16 protein-coding genes are annotated in these 19,253 nt (G+C 69.9%); 8 read left to right on the top strand and 8 right to left on the bottom strand.

Going from position 1 to position 19,253, the window contains the following annotated elements:
• The first annotated feature begins 7 nt into the window (after nt 1-7).
• From VGJ96_00335 to VGJ96_00325, 3 genes are read left to right on the top strand one after another with little or no spacing between them, the layout of a single operon-like run.
• On the top strand, nt 8-1,210 hold the full coding sequence (locus VGJ96_00335) for a DNA repair exonuclease (GenBank protein ID HEY3285546.1): 1,203 nt from the start codon (nt 8-10) through the stop codon (nt 1,208-1,210).
• Complete coding sequence (locus VGJ96_00330) at nt 1,207-3,675, top strand: SMC family ATPase (GenBank protein ID HEY3285545.1); 2,469 nt, start codon at nt 1,207-1,209, stop codon at nt 3,673-3,675. Before VGJ96_00335 ends, VGJ96_00330 begins: the two co-directional genes overlap by 4 nt.
• Nucleotides 3,672-4,634: a GNAT family N-acetyltransferase gene (locus tag VGJ96_00325; protein HEY3285544.1), complete on the top strand. Its 963-nt coding sequence runs from the start codon at nt 3,672-3,674 to the stop codon at nt 4,632-4,634. The genes VGJ96_00330 and VGJ96_00325 overlap by 4 nt, the downstream gene beginning before the upstream one ends.
• Before the next feature lie 22 nt (nt 4,635-4,656).
• Here VGJ96_00325 and VGJ96_00320 read toward each other — a convergent pair whose 3' ends face one another.
• Nucleotides 4,657-4,812 (bottom strand): hypothetical protein, encoded by a 156-nt coding sequence (locus tag VGJ96_00320; GenBank protein ID HEY3285543.1) that lies wholly within the window; start codon nt 4,810-4,812, stop codon nt 4,657-4,659.
• 278 nt (nt 4,813-5,090) lie between these two features.
• Entirely contained in the window at nt 5,091-9,152 is a 4,062-nt protein-coding gene (locus VGJ96_00315; GenBank protein HEY3285542.1) for an AAA family ATPase, read from the bottom strand.
• 198 nt (nt 9,153-9,350) lie between these two features.
• On the opposite strand from VGJ96_00315, the gene VGJ96_00310 reads away from it, so the two are divergent.
• Genes VGJ96_00310 through VGJ96_00295 form a run of 4 tightly spaced genes read left to right on the top strand, consistent with a single transcriptional unit; the run spans nt 9,351 to nt 11,783 of the window.
• Nucleotides 9,351-9,764, top strand: a complete 414-nt coding sequence (locus tag VGJ96_00310) for a 6-carboxytetrahydropterin synthase (GenBank protein ID HEY3285541.1) — start codon at nt 9,351-9,353, stop codon at nt 9,762-9,764.
• Nucleotides 9,754-10,434 (top strand): GTP cyclohydrolase I FolE, encoded by a 681-nt coding sequence (gene folE, locus VGJ96_00305; GenBank protein ID HEY3285540.1) that lies wholly within the window; start codon nt 9,754-9,756, stop codon nt 10,432-10,434. Before VGJ96_00310 ends, folE begins: the two co-directional genes overlap by 11 nt.
• A gap of 4 nt (nt 10,435-10,438) precedes the next feature.
• Nucleotides 10,439-11,164, top strand: coding sequence for an SDR family oxidoreductase (locus tag VGJ96_00300; GenBank protein ID HEY3285539.1), 726 nt, complete (start codon nt 10,439-10,441; stop codon nt 11,162-11,164).
• A gap of 10 nt (nt 11,165-11,174) precedes the next feature.
• Nucleotides 11,175-11,783: a hypothetical protein gene (locus VGJ96_00295; GenBank protein ID HEY3285538.1), complete on the top strand. Its 609-nt coding sequence runs from the start codon at nt 11,175-11,177 to the stop codon at nt 11,781-11,783.
• Between the two features lie 10 nt (nt 11,784-11,793).
• Here VGJ96_00295 and VGJ96_00290 read toward each other — a convergent pair whose 3' ends face one another.
• From VGJ96_00290 to VGJ96_00275, 4 genes are read right to left on the bottom strand one after another with little or no spacing between them, the layout of a single operon-like run.
• Complete coding sequence (locus tag VGJ96_00290) at nt 11,794-13,626, bottom strand: long-chain fatty acid--CoA ligase (GenBank protein HEY3285537.1); 1,833 nt, start codon at nt 13,624-13,626, stop codon at nt 11,794-11,796.
• 52 nt (nt 13,627-13,678) lie between these two features.
• The gene (locus tag VGJ96_00285; GenBank protein ID HEY3285536.1) at nt 13,679-14,470 is read right to left on the bottom strand and encodes a hypothetical protein; all 792 of its coding nucleotides are present in this window, start codon (nt 14,468-14,470) and stop codon (nt 13,679-13,681) included.
• On the bottom strand, nt 14,467-15,246 hold the full coding sequence (locus VGJ96_00280) for a ParA family protein (GenBank protein ID HEY3285535.1): 780 nt from the start codon (nt 15,244-15,246) through the stop codon (nt 14,467-14,469). The genes VGJ96_00285 and VGJ96_00280 overlap by 4 nt, the downstream gene beginning before the upstream one ends.
• A complete protein-coding gene (locus VGJ96_00275) occupies nt 15,247-15,708 on the bottom strand; it encodes a tetratricopeptide repeat protein (protein HEY3285534.1) in 462 nt (153 codons plus the stop codon). It abuts the gene before it with no gap.
• Nucleotides 15,709-15,912: 204 nt separating this feature from the next.
• Between VGJ96_00275 and VGJ96_00270 the strand changes: the two genes are divergently transcribed.
• Entirely contained in the window at nt 15,913-16,455 is a 543-nt protein-coding gene (locus tag VGJ96_00270) for a phosphoribosyltransferase family protein (GenBank protein ID HEY3285533.1), read from the top strand.
• A 147-nt stretch (nt 16,456-16,602) separates the two neighbouring features.
• On the opposite strand, the gene VGJ96_00265 is transcribed toward VGJ96_00270, so the two are convergent.
• Together VGJ96_00265 and ligA are read right to left on the bottom strand one after the other, a co-directional pair.
• On the bottom strand, nt 16,603-17,160 hold the full coding sequence (locus VGJ96_00265; GenBank protein HEY3285532.1) for a V4R domain-containing protein: 558 nt from the start codon (nt 17,158-17,160) through the stop codon (nt 16,603-16,605).
• Nucleotides 17,161-17,177: 17 nt separating this feature from the next.
• Nucleotides 17,178-19,205: an NAD-dependent DNA ligase LigA gene (gene ligA, locus VGJ96_00260; protein HEY3285531.1), complete on the bottom strand. Its 2,028-nt coding sequence runs from the start codon at nt 19,203-19,205 to the stop codon at nt 17,178-17,180.
• Between the last annotated feature and the right edge of the window lie 48 nt (nt 19,206-19,253).

The following is a 19,253-nucleotide window of genomic DNA, read 5'->3' as shown; positions in this document are numbered from 1 at the left end:
GCGCCCCGTGCGACTCGTCCACCTCTCCGATCTCCACCTCGGCTTCCGGCAGTTCCAGCGCGTCACGCCCGCGGGCAAGAACCAGCGCGAGGCGGACGTGGCGGCATCGTTCACGCGCGCGATGGACAAGGTCATCGCGCTGGCGCCCGAACTGGTGCTCATCGGCGGGGACGTCTTTCACACGGTGCGGCCGACCAACCCGGCCATCCTGCACGCCTTCGCGCAGTTCCTGCGGCTGCGCACGGCCCTGCCGAACGCCATCGTGGTCATCGTCGCCGGCAACCACGACATGCCGCGCTCGAGCGAGACGACGTGCATTCTCCGCCTCTTCGAGCAGCTGAACTTCCACATCGTGGACGTGACGCCGCGCCGGCTGACCTTTCCCGAGCACGACCTCGCCATCCTCGCCGTTCCCGACCTGCCGCCGGGAAGCGTCGACCTGTCGCCCGACCTCGACTACAAGCACAACATCCTGCTGCTGCACGGTGAGGTGGAAGGGGCGCTGCCCGAAGGGGCCCGCGAGGACGAACGCGCCTCGATGCCGATTCCCGCGTCGGCGGTCTCGCACGAGCGGTGGGACTATGTCGCCCTCGGTCACTACCACGTGTACCGCAAGGTCGGGCCCAACGCGTACTACTGCGGCTCGATTGACTACACCAGCACGAACAGCTGGGGCGAGTACGCCGAGGAGAAGGCGGCGAAGCTTCCCGGCAAGGGGCTGATCGAGCGCGACCTCGCGACCGGGAAGCAGACGTTTCATGCGCTGCCCGTCACGCGGAAGATCATCGATCTGCCAGCAGTCAGCGGCCGCGGCATGTCGGCGGCCGACCTGGACGCGGCGATCGCCGCTGCCGTCGAGAAGTGCCCGGACGGCGGGATCGACGGCAAGGTCGTGCGCCTGGTCGTGCGCGACGTGCCGCGGCACGTTGTGCGCGAGCTCGACCATCAGCGCCTGCGCGAATTCCAGCGGCGCGCGCTGCACTTCGTCCTCGACACGCGCCGTCCCAACGTGGTGCGCACCGCGGTCGCGGAGAGCGGCGCGCCGGGCCGGCGGCCGTCGCTCGCGGACACGCTGCGGGAGGCGCTGCGCAGCCGCGTGCTGACGAGCGACATCGACCGCGACCGCCTGGTGGAACTGGGCGAGCATTACCTGCGCGACGCCGAGCAGGACATGGCCGTGCGCGGCGTCGACGAGACGGAGCAGACGTGAGGCTCTCGCGCCTTCGCCTCGTGAACTTCCGCCAGCACGCGGACAGCACGCTGCAGTTCGACAGCGGGCTGACCGGCATCATCGGGCCGAACGGGTGCGGCAAGACGACGATCCTCGAGGCGATCAAGTGGGCGCTCTACGGCGGCGACGCCACGCGCGGGACCGTGGACTCCATCCGGTTCGCCCGGGCCAGCGCGCGCTCGCCCGTGCGCATCGAGCTCGACTTCGAACTTGGCGGACATCGGTTCCGCCTCGTCCGCGCACTGACCACCGCCGACCTGTACGTGGACGGCGGCGAGCGTCCCATCGCGACGGGGGCGTCGGCCGTCACCGACGTCATCCGGCGAAAGCTCGGGATGTCGCTCGACGAGTTCGACAACACCTATTTCACCGCGCAGAAGCAGCTCGCGGTGATGGCCACCCTGACCGCGGCCGCCCGCGCCCAGTTCCTCTCGCGCGTGCTGGGTTACGAGAAGCTCCGGGCGGCGCAGGACCTCTGCGACGAGCGACGCAAGGCCCTGCGCAACGAAAGCAACGGCATGCGGGCCGGGATGCCGGACCCGGACGTCCTCGCGCGGCAGCTCGCCGACGCCGAGGCGCGGCTCCGCGATGCGCAGGCGCGCGCGGCCGCCGCGGCGGTCGAGCAGGCCCGCGCGCAGCAGGCGCTCAGCACGCTCCAGCCGCGCTGGGCGGAGGCGCAGCGCGCCCGCGAGGAGCTGCAGGGCCTCGACGCGGAGCGCCGCATTGTCGACGCCGAGCTCACCGGGCTCGCGCGCACCGTCGAGCGCGTGGAGGGGGAGCTGCTGCACGTCGCCGAGGCGCGCGCGCAGCTCGTGCCGCTCGCGGAGGCGCTCGCGCCGTTCCATGAGGTCGGCGAGGAGCTCACGCGCCAGCGCGAACTCGCGGTGTCGAATGGCCGCCGGCAGGCGCTGCAGGAGGCGGCGCACGAGCTCGCCACCGAATTGCAGCACTTGCGGGAAGGGCGCTCGCGCCTCGAGACGGCGCCGGCAGTCGAGGAACAGCTCACCGATGAGATGGAGCAGAAGCGCCACCGGCTGGAGGAGCTGCAGGGGCGTCTTGAGCTGCGTCGCACCGAGTGGGTGCGCGACCGGCAGGAGGCGGAGACGCGCCGGAACGCGCTGCGCGCGCATTATCAGGAGCTGCGTGAGCAGAAGGACAAGCTCAAGTCGGCGGGAGAGGAAGGGCAGTGTCCCACCTGCAGCCGGCCGCTCGGCGATCATTACCACAGCGTGATGGACTTCCTCGAGACGCAGATCGAGGCGGTCAGCGCCGACGGCCTGTACTTCCGCCAGCGGCTCGAGCAGCTCGAGGGCATGCCCGAGGACATCGCCGCGCTCGATGAGGAACGGCGACAGGCCATGCAGGAAGTCAGTGCGCTGGAGCGGAAACTGGCGCGCACGCAGGTGGCCGTCGGCCAGCTCGAGCAGCTGGCGCGCGAACTCGGGCAGAAGGAACAGCGGCACGCGGCGCTGGCGGCCGAACTCGCCTCGCTCCCGGGGGGTTACGTGCGCGAGCGGCACCTGGCGCTCGAGGAGCAGTTCGAGCAGCTCGCGGCCCTGAGCACGCAGGCCAACCGGCTCAACACGCAGGTCGAGCGCGAGCCGGCGCTGCGGCGCGAGCTCGAGTCGGCGCAGCGCGCGATGGCCGCGGCGCACGGCAAGCGCGAGCAGATCGCGGCGCGCCTCGGGACGATCGCCCACTCCGAGGAGGAGTATGCGGCGCTCGGCAGTGCCCACGCCGCCGCAACCGGCGCGGTGCAGGCGGCGGCGATGGCCGTGCTGAACGCCGAAGGGGAGGCCCGGCTCGCGTCGTCGGACCGCGATCGCGTGGTCGCGGCGCAGCGCGACCTCGACGAGCGGCGCGAGCGCGTGGCGGCGATCGAGGCGGACAAGCGGCTGCACGACGAGCTGTATCGCGCCTACTCCGACTTGCGAACCGATCTCAACTACCAGATGCGCCCCGAGATCTCCGAGCTCGCGAGCGGATTCCTCGCCGCGCTGACCGACGCGCGCTACAGCGAGCTCGACCTCGACGAGAAATACCGCATCTCGATCCTCGAGGACGGGGTCCCGCTCCCCGTCATCTCGGGCGGTGAGGAAGACCTCGCCAATCTCGTGCTGCGCCTGGCCATCTCGCAGATGATCGCGGAGCGCAGCGGCCAGCCCTTCTCGCTGCTCATTCTCGACGAGGTCTTCGGGTCGCTGGATGAGGTGCGTCGCCAGAACGTCATCGGCCTGCTGCGCGCGCTGCGCGACCGGTTCGACCAGGTGATCGTCATCACCCACATCGACGACGTGCGCGACGGCCTCGATCAGGTCTTCGTGATCGCGAACGACGAGAAGTCGGGCGCGTCACGGGTCACGCGCGGTGATGCCGAGCTGCCGGTGGGTGCCGACGCGCTGCTGGCGACGGCGGGGGCGGCGGACGGCGGGGCGGAGTCGTGAGCGCGGCGGCGGCGCCCCATCCGCGAGGCGTGCACCAGCGCGCGCTGACGCTCGCCGACATCCCGGCGCTCAATCACCTCTTCTCCGACGCCTTCTCGGATCGCTACCGCCGCGACGGACTCACGGGCGTGCGCGTCCCGCCCCTGAATCCCGCCATCTGGCGCTACGCGATCGACGATGCGGGCGAGGGCGCGATGTGCTGGACCGACATCGACGACCGCCTCGTGGCGTTCAACGTGGCGCACCAGTCGGGAACCGAGGGGTGGATGGGGCCGCTGGCCGTGCGTCCCGAGTGGCAGGGGACGGGGCTCGGCAAGACGGTCGTGTCGTGCGGCATCGACTTCCTGCGGGCGCGCGGCTGTGCGGTCATCGGGCTCGAGACGATGCCGCGCACGATGGACAACATCGGCTTCTACTCGCGCCTCGGCTTCATCCCGGCGCACCTCACGGTGACGTTCTCCTTCGAGGCGCGCCCCGGCCGCTGCACGCTGCTGTCGCGCCTGGGCGCGGCCGACGCCGAGCGGGCGCTCGCGAGTTGTGCGAGGCTCGTGCAGTCGCTGCAGCCCGGCGTCGACTTCTCGCGCGAGATCCAGCTGACGCGCGCGCTCGGCATCGGCGACACCGTGCTCCTCAAAGGGCGTGACGGCGTGGAGGGCTTTGCGCTGTGCCACGAGGCGGCGCTCGTCGAGGGCCGCCCGCGCGATGAGGTGCGGGTGCTAAAGCTCGCGGTGCGCGACGTGCAGCAGCTGCCCGCCCTGCTGGCCGCGGTGAGCGGCTACGCGCGCGACTGCGGGACGGCGCGGGCCGCGATCCGCACCCAGGGTGAGTACACCGGTGCCTATCAGGCGCTGGTGGCGACGGGGGCGCGCGTGCGGTGGACCGACCTGCGCATGACGCTCGCCGGCTACCCGGAGCAGGTCCCGGCCACGGGCGTGGTGCTGTCGAACTGGGAGATCTAGGTCGGCGACGCGACGGGCCGCGCTACTTCCTGCCTGTCGTCTGCGGCTTGACGATGCCGTAGACGCAGAGCGACAGCCCGACGGTGAGCAGCAGGTGAATCCAGCCCGGCGCGTGGTAGAAGACCGTGGCGAATCCCCAGACGACGATCAGGGCGAGGCCGGAGACGATGTAGGGCATGTGCTGGAAGGTAAGCGGACGATGGCGCTGCGCGAAAGTCAGCGAAGGTCGGTGGCTGCGTCCGCTCCCTTTCCCGCCCCGATCCCCGATGCTATTGTTGATCGCGAAGGGGCGAAGCGGACTCCTTTTTTGAGCCAACAAGTCCTCCGAGTGGCTTCCGACATCTCAGCTGACGACATGCCCTCACTGGGGGAAGTCGGAAGGCCGGGTGAGGGGCTCAACATTCGACAGGGCTTCAAAAACCCCGCTTCGTTCCGACTCTTGGTGCAGCGCCCCGTTCACCTTGGTGAGCGGGGCGTTGTGCGTCTGGGGTTGTCGCCGAGGATCGTCCAGTCGATGTCGCCCGGCACGCCTTCGCTGATCGTGACCGGTCCGAGCAGCATGCGGGAGCGCCAGGAGCTGCCGTAGGTCATGAGCAGCATCGGCATGCCGCGCTCGAAGCGTTCGGACGAGATCGCGAGCGGCCGCCCATCAAGTGCCACTCCGCAGCGGCCGTCGGGAAAGACCTGGAGGCGGAGGTGCCAGGGTGCGCCGTGCGCGAGTCGGCGCGCGTCGAAGTCGACACTCGCATTCGGAAATGGAGTTGCCAGCACACTGCGAAGTCCGTTGACTCCCTCTGCGCTCGGGTACTGCATGATACACGAGCCAAGCCCCGTAGTCGTCGAGAGAGCCGGCGGATAGCCGCTGCGATGGTCCCATTTCGAGAGGGCGATCGTGTCATTGGCAGCGTTCAGTCCGAGCAGCAGCGACTGCCACTGCAGTTCGGTCACCGGTGTCCGCACGATGGCATCGACGGCCAGTCCGTGGCGCGCATGAAGTAACTGCCCGAGATACGCGCCGCTGTAGTACGTGCCCTCGCCCTCGTTCGAGAGCGCGCGGCCGAAGGTGTCGTCAACAATGCGTGGGTGGGGATCGCCGAATAGTCGCCACCGGCTCGTGCCGCTCGCCCACGCCTCGCGAAGCACCACACGATCGCGCCGCGCGACGGCAATGAACGTGTGACGCGCCGTGCGCCATCCGCCGGTCGTTACGGCGACGGTGACCGGGCCCTCGCGATTCGCGACGATCGTGCCCAGGGTGTCCACGCGCGCCGTCGTGCTGTCGTCAACCGACCACCGGAGGCGCCTGGCCGGCGCGCGATCGCCATTGCTCCACAGTGCGAGCACTGGGGCGCGGTGAGGAACGCCGACGAACAGCGTGTCCGTGGGCGCATCAAACCGGAGTGCTGCGACGTACGGCGCACCGAGGCCGCGCGTGCTCCATCCCAGCGTGCTCACGGCGGTTCCCAAGCGCTCATCGGCGACGACGCGCGACCGTGTGAGGTCCGCAGTGGGCGCCACCCGGATGTCACTGTGGCCGCTCGCCGCCATCTGCCACGCGATCCACCGGCCGTTGGGCGAGAGCGTTGGCGCCCACGCCGAGGTGGCGATGACCTGTTCGCTCCCCGGGCCGTCGACGGCGAGCGAGGCCACCACCGACTTGTCGTCTGATTGGCTCCGATTCACCAGGAGGTGCGCGTCATCGAGCCATCCGAGGACGAGGACGCCATCGGTGAATTGTCCCGGCCGACAGTGCTCGTCGCGTCCGTCGACGTCCACGGTGCAGAGTTCGGGCAGCCGTTCGTCGAGATACTTGCGTACAAAGGCGAGGCGACTGCCGTCCGGACTCCAGCGAACGGTCATCTCGAATCCGCGCCCGCTGCCGATCGGCCGCACCTGGCCCGACGCCAAGTCAAGGATCGCCAGGTGGTGATGGCGCGCTGGACTCCAGCGCGATGAAGTCATGGCGACGAAGCGCCCGTCTGGCGACCAGCTGGACGGAACGTCATCGCCGACCGCGCTGGTGAGACGCGTGCGGCGTCCATCGGCATCGACGCGCACGACGTCGCTGCCGCCGGAGTCGCTGAAGACCTGCACCCGAAGCCCCGAATGCACCGCGAGAGAAATGAGGCTCCCCTCACGCAAGCGAGCTTCGCCGGTGACGCCGTTCTCTTCCGAACGGATGGTGACCGGAAGCGGAGCGGACGCGTTCCAGCCATCCCGGTGGAGCGGCACTTCCACAACGCGTCGTTCCGTGCCCGGTCCAGGGACGAAGACGCGAAGCTCCGCGTCAGGCTGCGGCGCCGGGTTGGCCGCGCGCCACGCGCCGATCAGCAGCGCCCCGGACCCGAAGATGCCGGCGGCCAGCAGCCGGCGTCGGAACGGCCGCAGTCGAACGGTAACGGGCAGGCGGCGCGCCACGGCCGCGGCCGTCGCTTGGTGGTGCGCGGACTGTCCGAGCCACGACGCGATGAGCCTCGACATCGACACGCCGGACGCGACTCGAAGCGTCCGCAGCACCGGCGTGAGTCGCCGAGCCAGGTCCTCCGCGGGCTCGACGTCGGCGAGCAGGCGCGCGCCGCGTTCGACCCACGGCGGCTCGTCCGTGGCGAGCATCGCGGCGCCAAGGGCGCGGCTCCAACGCACGCGATCGGCATCGGAGAGCGCGGCCAGCGCTGCATCCGTGACAAGGTCATGTGAGATGCTGCACGCGTCGCCGTGCCGGATGATCAGCGCGCGCCGCTCGAGGTCCGACAGCGCATTGCCGTGAGGGTCCGTCGGGGACTCGGCGGCGGGCGCCCGCAGAAACGACACGGGCACCGAGCGTCCGGCGAGGGCGAGCAGCGCGAGAATGCGCGCCGCACGCGGCGAGATATCGCGCAGGCTCTGCGACAGCACCGTGCCTTGGGTGAGGTGGCCGACCAGTGCCGCGGGGTCGGGACACTCCCATTCCGTCTCGCCGGCCACCAGCAAGCCGGCGTCCTCGGCGCTGCGCAGTGCCAGGATCGCGAAGAGCGGAACGCCACCGCTTGCCGCCTGCAGGCACCGACTTACCTCGGTCGCCCAGCGCGTGTTCGGCAACGGACGGATGCTCGCCACCAGTTGCCCGAGCTGGTCTGTGCTCAGCGGATGCAGCGCGATGGTCCCCGTGCGCTCGGGTGGGAGCGGGTGACGCACGCCGGGCCTCGACGCGGTCACGATCAGCACACGCGCGTCGGGCAGGCGCGTGAGTGCCGCGAGAATGGCATCCACCGACGCGTCGTCGGCCCAGTGCATGTCGTCGAGGAAGATCGCCGTGGACTTGCGCTCCGCGATCGCCTCGAGCAGTTCGCGCAGGGCGAAGGCCCGGCGCAGCAATTGATCGCCGGCGCCAGCATCCGGCGTCACGCCGTATCGATCGGCGAGCGAGGGATCGAGCGAGGCAAGGACGCGCGCGGCGCTCTTGGAGATGCTCGAGGCCTCGACGAGAGGCGCGAGGGTTGCGACCAGGGCCGCCAGCAGCACGAACGGCAGGTCCCGCTCGCCGGGCAGCGCGCGGACTTCGACGACGCGGCCGCGTTCGGCGCGCAGGCGGTTGGCGGCGTCAGCGAGGAGCCGCGACTTCCCGACGCCCGCGCCGGCGGCAACGGCCACGAACACCGGGCCTCGGCTTCGCGCGCGGTCCCACGCCGCGACGATGTCCGCGAACTCGGCTTCGCGACCGACCAGATCCGGCGTGAGGGGGCTGCGGGTCTCCCCGCTCGAGCGCCGTCCCGTGCTCCTGCCTCGGCGCGCCTGGGCGAGCAGCGCCTTCGTGGCGGGTTCCGCGTCGAAGTCCTCCATCCGAAGCCATTGCTCGATCACGGCCGCTTCGGTGAGCGCGCCAAGGTCATCTCCGGCGGCGATCAGCGATTCGAGCAGTATGCGCCGCGCCCGCTGGCCAAACGGCTCGATCTCCGCGATGCGACGCGCGAGTTGCACCGCGTCGCGCGCGCGACCCGCGTCGAGCAGCCGGCGGGCCAGCACATCGGCGGCGTTTGCCACGTCGGTGCGCAGGCGATGCCGCACACTCTCGCACCAGAGTTCGAACTGCTGACAACCGGGGGCGGCGAAGCCCGCGAAGAACTCGCCCGTGTATCTCTCGGTCACCTCGGCGAGCCGGCCGTCCCGAATCGCCGCTTCGAGCGCGTCGAGATCACTGGGAAACGCGCGGCGGAGGCGGCAGCGACTGGCGCTGGCCTCGACGACATCGTGGCCAACCACATTCTTGAGCGAGACCAGCGCGTTGCGGAGACTGTGCGCCGGATCGGAGACGGAGTCACCGCCCCACAACAAGTCGGCGAGGAAGTCCCGGGTGGCTTCGTGCTGCGGCGAGACGGCGAGGTAGGTGAGCAGCGCGAGCGGCTTGCCGACGCCGAGAACGCGCCGCTCCGAACCGGCCTCCCCCGGGCCGCACAGACAGGGTTCGCCGAGGAGGCGAAGCGTCAGAGAGCCGTCACGGAGGGGACGCGACGCGCTTTCGGGAGGGGTAGGACGAGTCATCAAAACAGGTCGGTCAGGTCGACGCGGGCCCCGACCCAGAGTGACGGGGCGGTGGCCAATGCGAGGCTGCCAGCCGCGAAGGTACGTCGAACCCCACGGCTCGGCAAGCAGTGCCTGCGGTCGAGTGACATACTGTAACACGGGACGGCGCGCCGGGCGAACGAGCCGACTGGCGGCCGGCGGCGTTAGATTGTGCGCATGCCCCTCCTCACCGTCACCCGCCGCCTGACCTTCAACGCCGCGCACCGGATCCACAACCCGGCCCTCAGCGACGACGAGAACCGCCGCCTGTTCGGCAAGTGCAACTCGCCCAACTGGCACGGCCACAACTACACCCTTGAGGTCTCGGTCACCGGCGCGCCCGACCCCGTGTCGGGGTACGTCATGGACCTCGCCGAGCTCAAGGCGCTGGTCAACCGCACGCTCCTCGACCGCGTGGACCACCACAACCTCAACCTCGACGTCCCGGAGATGGCGGGAACAAATCCCACGGCCGAGAACATTATCCTCATGTTCTGGCGCGTCCTCGAGCCGGCGCTGAAGCCGCGCACGCTGTCACGCCTCCGCCTGTGGGAAACCGAAAACAATTGGGTCGAATACGATGGCCGCTGACGCCCCCCGGTCCCCCCGTCCGCTGCGCTCCGCCCGCCTCGACGCGGCGGCTGACCCGTTCGATGCCACCGGCGCCGGTGCGGACATCGGCGGCGATCGCTACCTCGAGTTCGAGAACCTGGTCCGCCGCCAGCTGGAGCTCCTCGGCGAGGAGCCGGAACGCGACGGGCTCGCCAAGACCCCGAGCCGCGTGGCGAAGTCGCTCACCTGGCTGACACGCGGCTACCAGATGGACGTCGCCGACGTCGTGGGCGACGCCGTCTTCGCGGAAGAACACCATTCGATGGTCATGGTGCGCGACATCGAGCTCTACTCGATGTGCGAGCACCACATGCTCCCGTTCTTCGGCAAGGCGCACATCGCGTACATCCCGGACGGCCAGATTGTGGGGCTCTCCAAGCTGCCGCGCATCGTCGAGGTCTTCTCGCGCCGCCTGCAGGTGCAGGAGCGCCTGACCGAGCAGGTGGCCGCCGCCATCGAGGAGGTGCTGAAGCCGCTCGGCGTGGGCGTGGTCATCGAGGCCTACCACCTGTGCATGATGATGCGCGGCGTGGAGAAGCAGAACTCCAAGACCATCACCTCGGCGCTCCGCGGCGCGTTCCGCGACGACGCCAAGACACGCGACGAGTTCCTGCGCCTCGCGTACGCGCCGTCGAACCCGCTCCGGTAGGTCCGTGCCCGTGCCCCAAGCGTTGGAAGGGAGATTCGCCCTCGTCACCGGAGCGTCGCGCGGCATCGGCGCCGCCACCGCACGCGCGCTCGCCGACGCCGGCGCGCGCGTCGCGTTGGTTGCCCGAGGCGCCGAAGCGCTGCACCGCGTGGAACGCACCCTCGGCGTCGGCCACCTCGCCGTGGTCGCCGATTGCACCCGCGCGGCTGACGTCGCCCGCCTGGCGAACGAGGTCACGGCCTGGGCAGGCGGCGCCCCCGACATCCTGGTGAACAACGCGGGCATCTATCCGCGCGCCAAGCTGCACGAACAGGACCCCGACGAGTTCGCGGCGACCCTCGACGTCAACCTCGCGGCGCCGTTCCGCGTGCTGCACGCCTTCCTGCCGGCGATGCGCGCGCGGCGCCGCGGCCATGTGGTGTCCATCGGTACCGTGGCGGATCGCAGCATCTGGCCGATGAACGGCGCGTACAGCGCCTCGAAGTACGGCCTGCGCGCCCTGCACGAGGTGCTGTACGCCGAGTCGCGCGGCACTGGGGTGCGGGCCACGCTCATCTCGCCCGGCGCGGTGGACACGGAAATCTGGGACGCGCACGAGGCGGAACTGGGCAAGACGCTCGCGAAGCGCGAGTCGATGCTGAAACCCGAGGATGTGGCGCGCGCCGTGCTCTACGCCGTGTCCCAGCCGCCGCACATGTCCGTGTACGAGCTGCGCCTCTCGCCGCAGTGAGCGGCGCGCCGTGTTCGTCGAACTGATCGACCGCCTGCGCTGCCCCAGCGAACACGCCGACACCTGGCTGGTGGCGGCCGCCTCACACGTGGCGCATCGCCACCTCATCGAGGCGACGCTCGGCTGCCCCGAGTGCGGGGCGGAGTTTGCGGTGCGCGACGGCGAAGTCTGGTTCGGCGATCGCGTGGAACGCCAGGCGATGCCCGTTTCGGAGGACGAAGCCATGCGGGCCGCCGCGCTGCTGAAACTGGAGGAGCGCGGACTCTACCTGCTCGATGGCGCCTGGACGGGCCTGGCGGGCGCGCTGCAGGCAATCCTCGACGTCGACCTCCTCCTCGTCGACCCCGCGTCCGGCGATGTGGGCGCGACGGGGCAGGGCATCCTGCGCGGCGTCGGCGACCGCTGGCCGTTGGGCGCGGCGTCGCTGCACGGCCTCGCGCTCGATGAGGCCACGCCGGCCCGCACCACCGACGCCCTGCGCGTCCTGCGCGCCGGCGGGCGCCTGGTGGCGCCGGCCAGCGCCGGAGTGCCAGCAGGCGCGCGCGAACTGGCGCGCGATGACCGGCACTGGGTGGCCGAGAAAGTCGGCGACGTCGTTCCCCTGACGCGCCGACGCTGAGGAATCCCCGCTACTCCCCGCTCCCCTCGTAGAGCTTCTCGATCAGCGCCGCGTACGTCTTGTCGATCACGCGCCGCTTCACCTTCAGCGTCGGTGTCATCTCACCCCGCTCCACCGTGAAGTCGTTCTCGAGCAGCGCCACCTTCTTGGGCGTTTCGAAGCTCGCGAGCTTCATCCGCTCGCACTCCTCGCGGATCTCCTTCTCCATCTTCTGCTGGATGGTCGGCATCTGCAGCAGCTGCCGGCGATCCGTCCAGTAGATGTTGTGCAGCGCCGCCCAGCGCTCGATCGCCGGGAACTCCGGGACGACGAGGACCACGGGATACTTGCGCTTGTCGCCGATCATCACCGCCTGCGAGACGTACTTGTTGGCCTTGAACCCGTTCTCGATGGGCTGCGGCGCGATATTCTTGCCCCCCGCCGTCACGATGATGTCCTTCTTGCGGTCCGTGATGCGCAGGAAGCCGTCCTCGAGGACGCCGATGTCGCCGGTATGGAACCACCCGTCGGCGTCGATGGCCTCGGCGGTCGCGTCGGGCCGGTTCCAGTATCCGTGCATCACGTGCGGGCCGCGGGTGAGCACCTCGCCATCGCTGGCGATCTGCACCTCGACCCCCGCAATCGGCTTGCCGATGGTGCCGATGCGGAAGGCGGTCGGACTGTTCACCCCGATCACCGGCGACGTTTCCGTGAGGCCGTACCCCTCGAGAATGGTCAACCCCGCGGCGAAGAAGAACTTGTTGATTTCGGCCGACAGCGGCGCGCCGCCGGAGACGAAGTACCGGATGCGGCCGCCCGTGCGCGCCTGGATCTTGCTGAACACCAGGCGCTGCGCGAGCGCATACTGCCACGCCAGCGGGCCGCGCGGCGTGCGCCCGGCAAGCACCTGATCGGCCCAGCGGTCGGCGACCTCGCGCGCCCAGAAGAAGATGCGCTTCTTGAATGCGCCGCTCGCCAGGGCGTTCTCGAAGGCGCGGGCGTACATCTTCTCGTACAGGCGCGGTACCGACATCGCGATGGTCGGTCGCGCTTCCTGCAGCGCGATGGGGACGGTGTCGAAGCTGTCCACGTAGTAGATGGCACCACCCATCGCCCAGTACAGGTAATCGCCCATCCGCTCGAAGATGTGACAGAGCGGGAGGAAGCTCAGCGCGACTTCCTGGCCGATGTGCAGCGGCAGGACCTGCATTGACGCCTGCACGTTCGAGTAGATGTTGTCGTGCGACAGCATTACGCCCTTGGGCAATCCCGTGGTGCCCGACGTGTAGATGAGCGTCGCCAGGTCGTCGGGCTGCACCGCCATCGCCTCGGCCTTCCACTGCGCCGCACGCTCCGGCGTGTCCACCGCCGCGCCGCGCGCTTCCACGTCAGCCAGCGTCAGGTCGGCACCAGTGCAGAGCTCCGTGCCGAAGGTGATGACGTGCCGCAGCGCCGGGCACTGCCCGCGGATGGCCGCGACCTTGGCGCCGTGCGTCTCGCCGGAAACGAAGACCGCCACCGCGCCCGAATCGTTGATCGGGTGCACCACCTGCTCGGCGGGAAGCGACGGGTAGATGGGCACGTCGGCGAGCCGAGCCGTCAGGCAGGCCCAGTCGGTGAGCGCCCACTCCGGACGATTCTCCGAGATCAGCGCCAACCGATCGCCTGGCCGGAAGCCCAGCTCCTGCAACCCCAGCGAGAGATGGCGCACGCGCCGCTCCGTTTCGCGATGCGAGATCGCCTGCCACTGCCCCGGACCCACGCGGACGTTCATCACGTTCGGCCGGTCGTACGCCGTCATCGTGTCGAAGAACAGGTGGTTCAGCGTGCCCGGGGCGGGGCGAGGGCCTCCCTGTGCGATCATCATCGACTCCACTCGGCGGGGGTTGCGCACGCCAGGCGGAGGGGATCCCGCATCAGCGTGCCGGCGGCTTCGGACGGAAGTGAATTACGAACTTCACCGGACTTCCCGCTACCACCACCCCACGGAGCCTGGTGGTCGCGGAAACCACAAAGGAGTCGGCCGCCGAGGGAAGGCGGTTGGAGCGGATGCGCAGCAGGCGCGCCGCGGTCCCGTCAGTGCCCGTGGTGTCCAGCACCGTCGCCTTCCTGCTGTCGTCCCACAGCGACGCCAGCGTGGTGTCGGTGATCGGCACCGTCTGGCCGCGGAAGGTCAGCTGCCAGCTCACGAGGAATCCCGGCACGGGAAGCGCGGTGCCCGCGCTGTCGCGCGTGAGCTTCACGCTCATCGACTTGCTGACGTTCGTCGCGGCATCCGGCAGCGCGTACTTCACCGTGTCCGCCGTCGCGCCATTCGCGGCCAGCTTCGTGGGGGCGCGCGTCACCGTGACGGTCTTCTGCAGCGATTGCAGCGCTGCCGCCGCGGCGACCACGCGCACCGTGCCGCTCGTGCGCGTGGTCGCGATCAGATAGCCCTGGCTGCTGATGTCCACGCCCGTGTCGAGCGCGATGTACCGCACCGGCGGATTCTCGATCACGGCGCCGTCGGCGTTGTACGCCACGGCGCGCAACGGGGCCGCCTTGCCGCTGGAGTCGCGCATCGTGTCGTTCGCCACCACCGCGGGATACGGCAGCGTGTCGAACGCGAGGGCGACAATGCCATCCGGGGCGGTTCCCACGTCGGTGCACGCCCCCACCCACGCCGCGGCCGCGATCGCCGCGCCCACCCAGCGCGGAGCGCGCGTCATTCCGCGTCCGCGGAGAGACGCTCGGCGACCCGCAGGGCGAGGTTGACGTACGCCTGGCTCGCCGGGTCCGCCGGATCGCGCACCACGGCGGGCTGACCCGAGGCGAAGGCCTCGGCCAGGGCAACGGATCGAGGGATCATCACGTCGCATACCATCGCGGCAGGCAGGTGTTCCCGGATGTACTTCACGGTCCGCTCGCACGCCGGGTTGCCGGCCTCGTACATCGTCAGCAGGATCCCGTCGAGCGTGAGGGCCGGATTCGTCGCCACCACGTCCTGAATGCTGCGCAGGATCTGCGGCGTCGTCTGCAGCGCCAGCGGCTCGGCCTGCAGCGGCACGAGCACGCGATCCGTGCTCTCGAGGACCCGGCGGGCGATCGGGCCCAGGCCGGGCGGCGTGTCCACCACCACCACGTCGCAGCGCTCACGTGCCGCCTGCAGCATGCGCGGCAGCAGGTCGCTGGCCGCCACGCGCGCCTGGTAATCGCTGTGATCGGCGCCGTCGGTGACACTGCCGACGAGCATCACGCGGAGCCACGGGAGCGCGGTCGGCAGGATGACCTCGCGCAGCGTGCGCGTGCCCCGCAGGTAGTCGGCGAACCCCCGCGTGTCGGCCCCTTGGCGCAGGCCAATGCCGAACCGCACCGAGCCCTGCGGGTCCACGTCCACCAGCAAGGTCTTCATGCCGCGGCGCGCGAAGGCGGCCGCCAGGTTCACTGCGGACGTCGTCTTGCCGACGCCTCCCTTCTGGCTGACGATCGAGAGAACCTTGCCCACCTAGCCCTCGCTCGGTTCGGCCGTGGCCTCACCGGCCGATGGATTTCGCAGGGCCTCGAGCGTCGCCTCGGCGTGGCGCACCCAGCGTTCGGATTCAGCCCCTCCCGGCGGAGCGGCCAGGAAGGCCTCGAGGTGCTTCTCCGCCCCGACGGCGTCTCCCCGCTTGATCAGCAGGAAGGCCAGGCCGTAATGCGCGCCCGACTGCGACGGATCGAGGTCGAGCGCGCGACGGTAGGCCCGGATCGCCTCCTCCAGCCGCCCCGTGCGCGAGTACGCGATGGCCATGTTCTGCAGCACGCGCAGGTCGTCCGGATGGTCGCGCAGCGCGAGCCGGTACGAGGTGATGGCCGCGTCATAGTCGCCCTGACGCTCCAGCAGCAGCGCCTCGTTCAGATAGTCGAGTCGCTGCGGTCGGGCATCGCTGTCTGACTTGCCGCCGAAGAGGCGGTTCAACCAGGACATAGGGCGCGGCGGGTTCGCAGGGATAGGGATGTCGCCCGCCAGCGCGGTCGCGGCTAGCGGAACCATCTATAGACGCTCGGCGAGGCTCCAACGGCACAACCTACCCCCCTCAATCGGGGGCAGCAACCGCGCTTACGTCCCACTCGCGCAGCGCATACCTTCACCGGTGCACCCCGCGTTCCGCACCCTTTCTCCGGAGTGCCCTTGTCACCCCGCAAGACTGCCGTTGATCCCGCCAAGGGCGTCCTGCACGTCGAATGGCCCCTCTTTGGCGAACTGTCCCGGGCCCTCGCGCTCAAGGTGGCCCGCGATTTCGTCCCCGAAGTCGTGGTCGGCGTCGCCACCGCCGGCGTGGTGCCCGGCTGCGTGGTCGCCGCCATCCTCGACTGCGAGTTCCACTCGATCATGGTCAGCCGCCGCTTCGGAGCCGCGCACGTGCGCGAGACGCCGGCGGTGCTCGGCGGCGCCCCCGGCCAAGTGCGCGGCCGGCGCGTGCTCCTCGTCGACGAGACCTGCGACAGCGGCGAGACCCTGCGCCTCGCCAAGGCGGCGCTCGTCAATGCCGGCGCCAGCGATGTCCGCACCGCCGTCTCGTTCAAGTGCGGGACGTATGAACCCGACTTCTACGCGCTGGCCACCGAGAGCACCATCGTGCTCCCGTGGGATCGGGAAATCCTGATGAACGGGGAACTCGTCCCGAATCCCAAGTACGAGGCGGTGTATCTGGATGATCCGGGCGGGTACTGAGAGGGGGCTGGCTGATGGCGGATGGCAGGCGGCAGATGGCGGATGTTGGCAGGTGAATAGGAAAGCGCCCGGTGATCACGCTGATCCCGGGCGCTCATTTCAGGCTTGACCCGCCATCTGCCATACGCCTTCTGCCATCACCCAGCTTTACACCAGTTCCTGCACCGCCTCCTCATATCCCACCCCTTCGCTCATCCGCTGGTACACCTGGCCAATCACCTCGGCGCTCCCCAGCAGGAAACGGCAGCGCGGCGCGCCGTTTGAGCGACACTCCACTTCGTAGCACGCGAGCGGCGCCTCGGCCAGCCGGCCGAAGAAATCGGCCAGCAGTCCCATCGAGTAGTAGCAGGCCGGAAAGCCGATGTTGAGCGTCGGGTCGGCCTCGGCCCAATCCGTGGAATCCAGCGTGATGACCACGTCGTGCAAGGTGCCGATGGCGAGCGTCCCCCAGCCGGTGTCCCTGAAGAATTCGGCGGCAAGACCCTGGAACTCCGCGAAGCTCACACCCTCGGCGTTTCCACCGCGGGCCGCGAGCCACTCGCGAAACGCCGCGAAGATGGCTTCGCCCCCGGCGTAACCGGACTCCTGCAGATACGTCGCGTAGTTGCCGCCGAGGTCGCGGATGAGGGCCGAGCGCAGCGCGGCGAGCGACTGGCGGGGAAGCGCGACGAGCGATGTCGAGGCGAGCGCGAAGTTGGTGGCCATATGCGTCAAAGAAGGGGTTAGCGGCCAATCCGGCGCAAGAGCTCGGCCTCGTCAATGACTTCGACGCCGAGGGCCTTCGCCTTGTCGAGTTTGCTCCCGGCATCGGCACCCACGACGAGAAAGTTCGTGTTCTTCGACACCGAATCGGTCACCTTGCCGCCGGCGCCCTCCACCAACTCCTTGGCTTCGGTGCGGCCGAGCGTGGGCAACGTGCCAGTGATGACGATCTTCTTTCCGAGCAGGGCACCTTCGGCCTCGGCGCGCCTGGGCTCCACCATATTCACGCCATGCGCCGTCAGCGCCTTGATCAGCTTCCGGTTGTCGGGCAGCGCGAACCAGCGGCTGACCGAGGCGGCGATGGACGGGCCAACACCGTGGATCGCCTCGATCTCCTCTGCGCCCGCCTCCTGAATGGCGTCCGCCGTGCCGAACCGACGGGCCAGCAGCTTGGCGGTTTCCTCGCCCACGTCGGGGATGCCAAGGCCGAACAGCAGGCGGGACAGTGGCTGCGTCTTCGAGGCAGCGATGGCCGCCACCAGCTGCTGCGCGCTCTTGTCGCCCAGCCGCGGAAGCGCCGCCAGCACGTCCTCGGTGAGATCGTACAGCGTGGCCGGGTCGCTGATCAGGCCGGCCTCGAGCAACTGGCGCACCCGCTGCTCCGAAAGGCCGCGAATATCCATCGCCGCGCGCGCCGTGAAGTGGATCAGCTCCTCCAGGTGCCGCGCCGGACAGCGATCGTTCGGGCAGCGCACGGCCACCTCGCTCTCGACGCGCACCACCGGCGTGCCGCATTCCGGGCACTTGGTCGGCGCGCGGAACTTCCTGGGTGGATCGTGCGCGTCGCGCTTCTCCGGCACCGGGCCGAGCACCTGCGGAATCACCTCGCCGGCGCGCTTCACCTGCACAAAATCGCCGATGCGCAGGTCCTTCTCGGCGATCAGGTCGAAGTTGTGCAGCGTCGCGTAGGTCACCGTCGTGCCGCCAATCTCCACCGGGTCGAGGACGGCGCGTGGAGTCAGCACGCCGGTGCGTCCCACCTGGATCTCGATGTCGAGCAGGCGCGTCTCGGCCACGTCGGGGGCAAACTTGCGGGCGATCGCCCAGCGCGGTTCGCGTCCACCCGCGGTGGAACCGAGTTCGGCCTGCGTGGCCAACGCGTTCACCTTCACGACGCCGCCGTCGATGGCAAAGGCCAGTTCGGCGCGATGCGTCGTCTCGAGCGCGTGCGTCCACGCATGCACCTCCGCCAGCGACCGGCAGTGCTGCCGGTGCGGCGCCACGGGGATGCCCCATCTGGTGAGCGTCTCGAGGAGTTCCCACTGCGTCGCGAACGGCAGCGACGTCGTGCCCGGCACCGCAAACGCGTAGCCGAAGAAGCGCAGCGGCCGCTTGGCGGTGATCGCCGGGTCCTTCTGGCGCAAGGCGCCCGCCGCCGAGTTGCGCGGATTCGCGAAGACAGGCTCGCCGTTCTTCGCGCGCTCGGCGTTCATCTTCTCGAATCCGTCGAAGGTCATGTACACTTCGCCGCGGAGCTCGATCAGCGGCGGCCACCCGGCGCCCGCGAGGCGCAGCGGGATGTCGCGGATCGTCCGCACGTTCGCGGTCACGTTCTCGCCCACGGCGCCGTTGCCGCGCGTGGCGCCCGTGACGAGCACACCCTCGCGATACGTCAGGCTGATCGCGGCGCCGTCAATCTTGAGTTCGCAGCAGAAGCCGGAGCGATCGAAGTCGGCGCCCGCCACGTCACGCCCCGACGTGGCCCAGTCCTCGAGCTCCTCGTCGCTGAAGGCGTTGTTCAGCGAACCCATCGGCACGAGATGCGTGTACTTCGCGAGATGCGACGTCCCGACGTCGGTTCCCACGCGCTGGGTGGGGGAGTCGGCGGTGCGCAGTTCGGGATGCGCCTCCTCCAGCGACCGCAGCTCGCGGAACAGGCGGTCGTACTCGGCGTCGCTGAGAGACGGCTGGTCGAGGACGTAGTACTCGTGCGACGCCCGCTCGAGCGCCTCACGCAGCCATGCGGCACGTGCCGCCCGGTCACTCACGGCCGTGGACTCCGGTGGCCCGCGCCGCGCCCGGTGGGCGCGGCGCGT

It is taken from the genome of Gemmatimonadaceae bacterium, assembly GCA_036504815.1.
In the GTDB taxonomy this organism is placed as follows: Bacteria; Gemmatimonadota; Gemmatimonadetes; order Gemmatimonadales; family Gemmatimonadaceae; genus PNKL01.
The sequence above is the reverse complement of the archived record's forward strand: the minus strand, read 5'-3'. Positions and strand labels throughout refer to the sequence as shown.

Excerpts from the sequence above, each read along its gene's own strand:
- VGJ96_00285 (HEY3285536.1), bottom strand. The coding sequence starts at position 14,470 with ATGACGCGCGCTCCGCGCTGGGTGGGCGCGGCGATCGCGGCCGCGGCG.
- VGJ96_00290 (HEY3285537.1), bottom strand. The coding sequence starts at position 13,626 with ATGATCGCACAGGGAGGCCCTCGCCCCGCCCCGGGCACGCTGAACCAC.
- VGJ96_00275 (HEY3285534.1), bottom strand. The coding sequence starts at position 15,708 with ATGTCCTGGTTGAACCGCCTCTTCGGCGGCAAGTCAGACAGCGATGCC.
- VGJ96_00320 (HEY3285543.1), bottom strand. The coding sequence starts at position 4,812 with ATGCCCTACATCGTCTCCGGCCTCGCCCTGATCGTCGTCTGGGGATTC.
- folE (HEY3285540.1), top strand. The coding sequence starts at position 9,754 with ATGGCCGCTGACGCCCCCCGGTCCCCCCGTCCGCTGCGCTCCGCCCGC.
- VGJ96_00315 (HEY3285542.1), bottom strand. The coding sequence starts at position 9,152 with ATGACTCGTCCTACCCCTCCCGAAAGCGCGTCGCGTCCCCTCCGTGAC.
- VGJ96_00265 (HEY3285532.1), bottom strand. The coding sequence starts at position 17,160 with ATGGCCACCAACTTCGCGCTCGCCTCGACATCGCTCGTCGCGCTTCCC.
- VGJ96_00310 (HEY3285541.1), top strand. The coding sequence starts at position 9,351 with ATGCCCCTCCTCACCGTCACCCGCCGCCTGACCTTCAACGCCGCGCAC.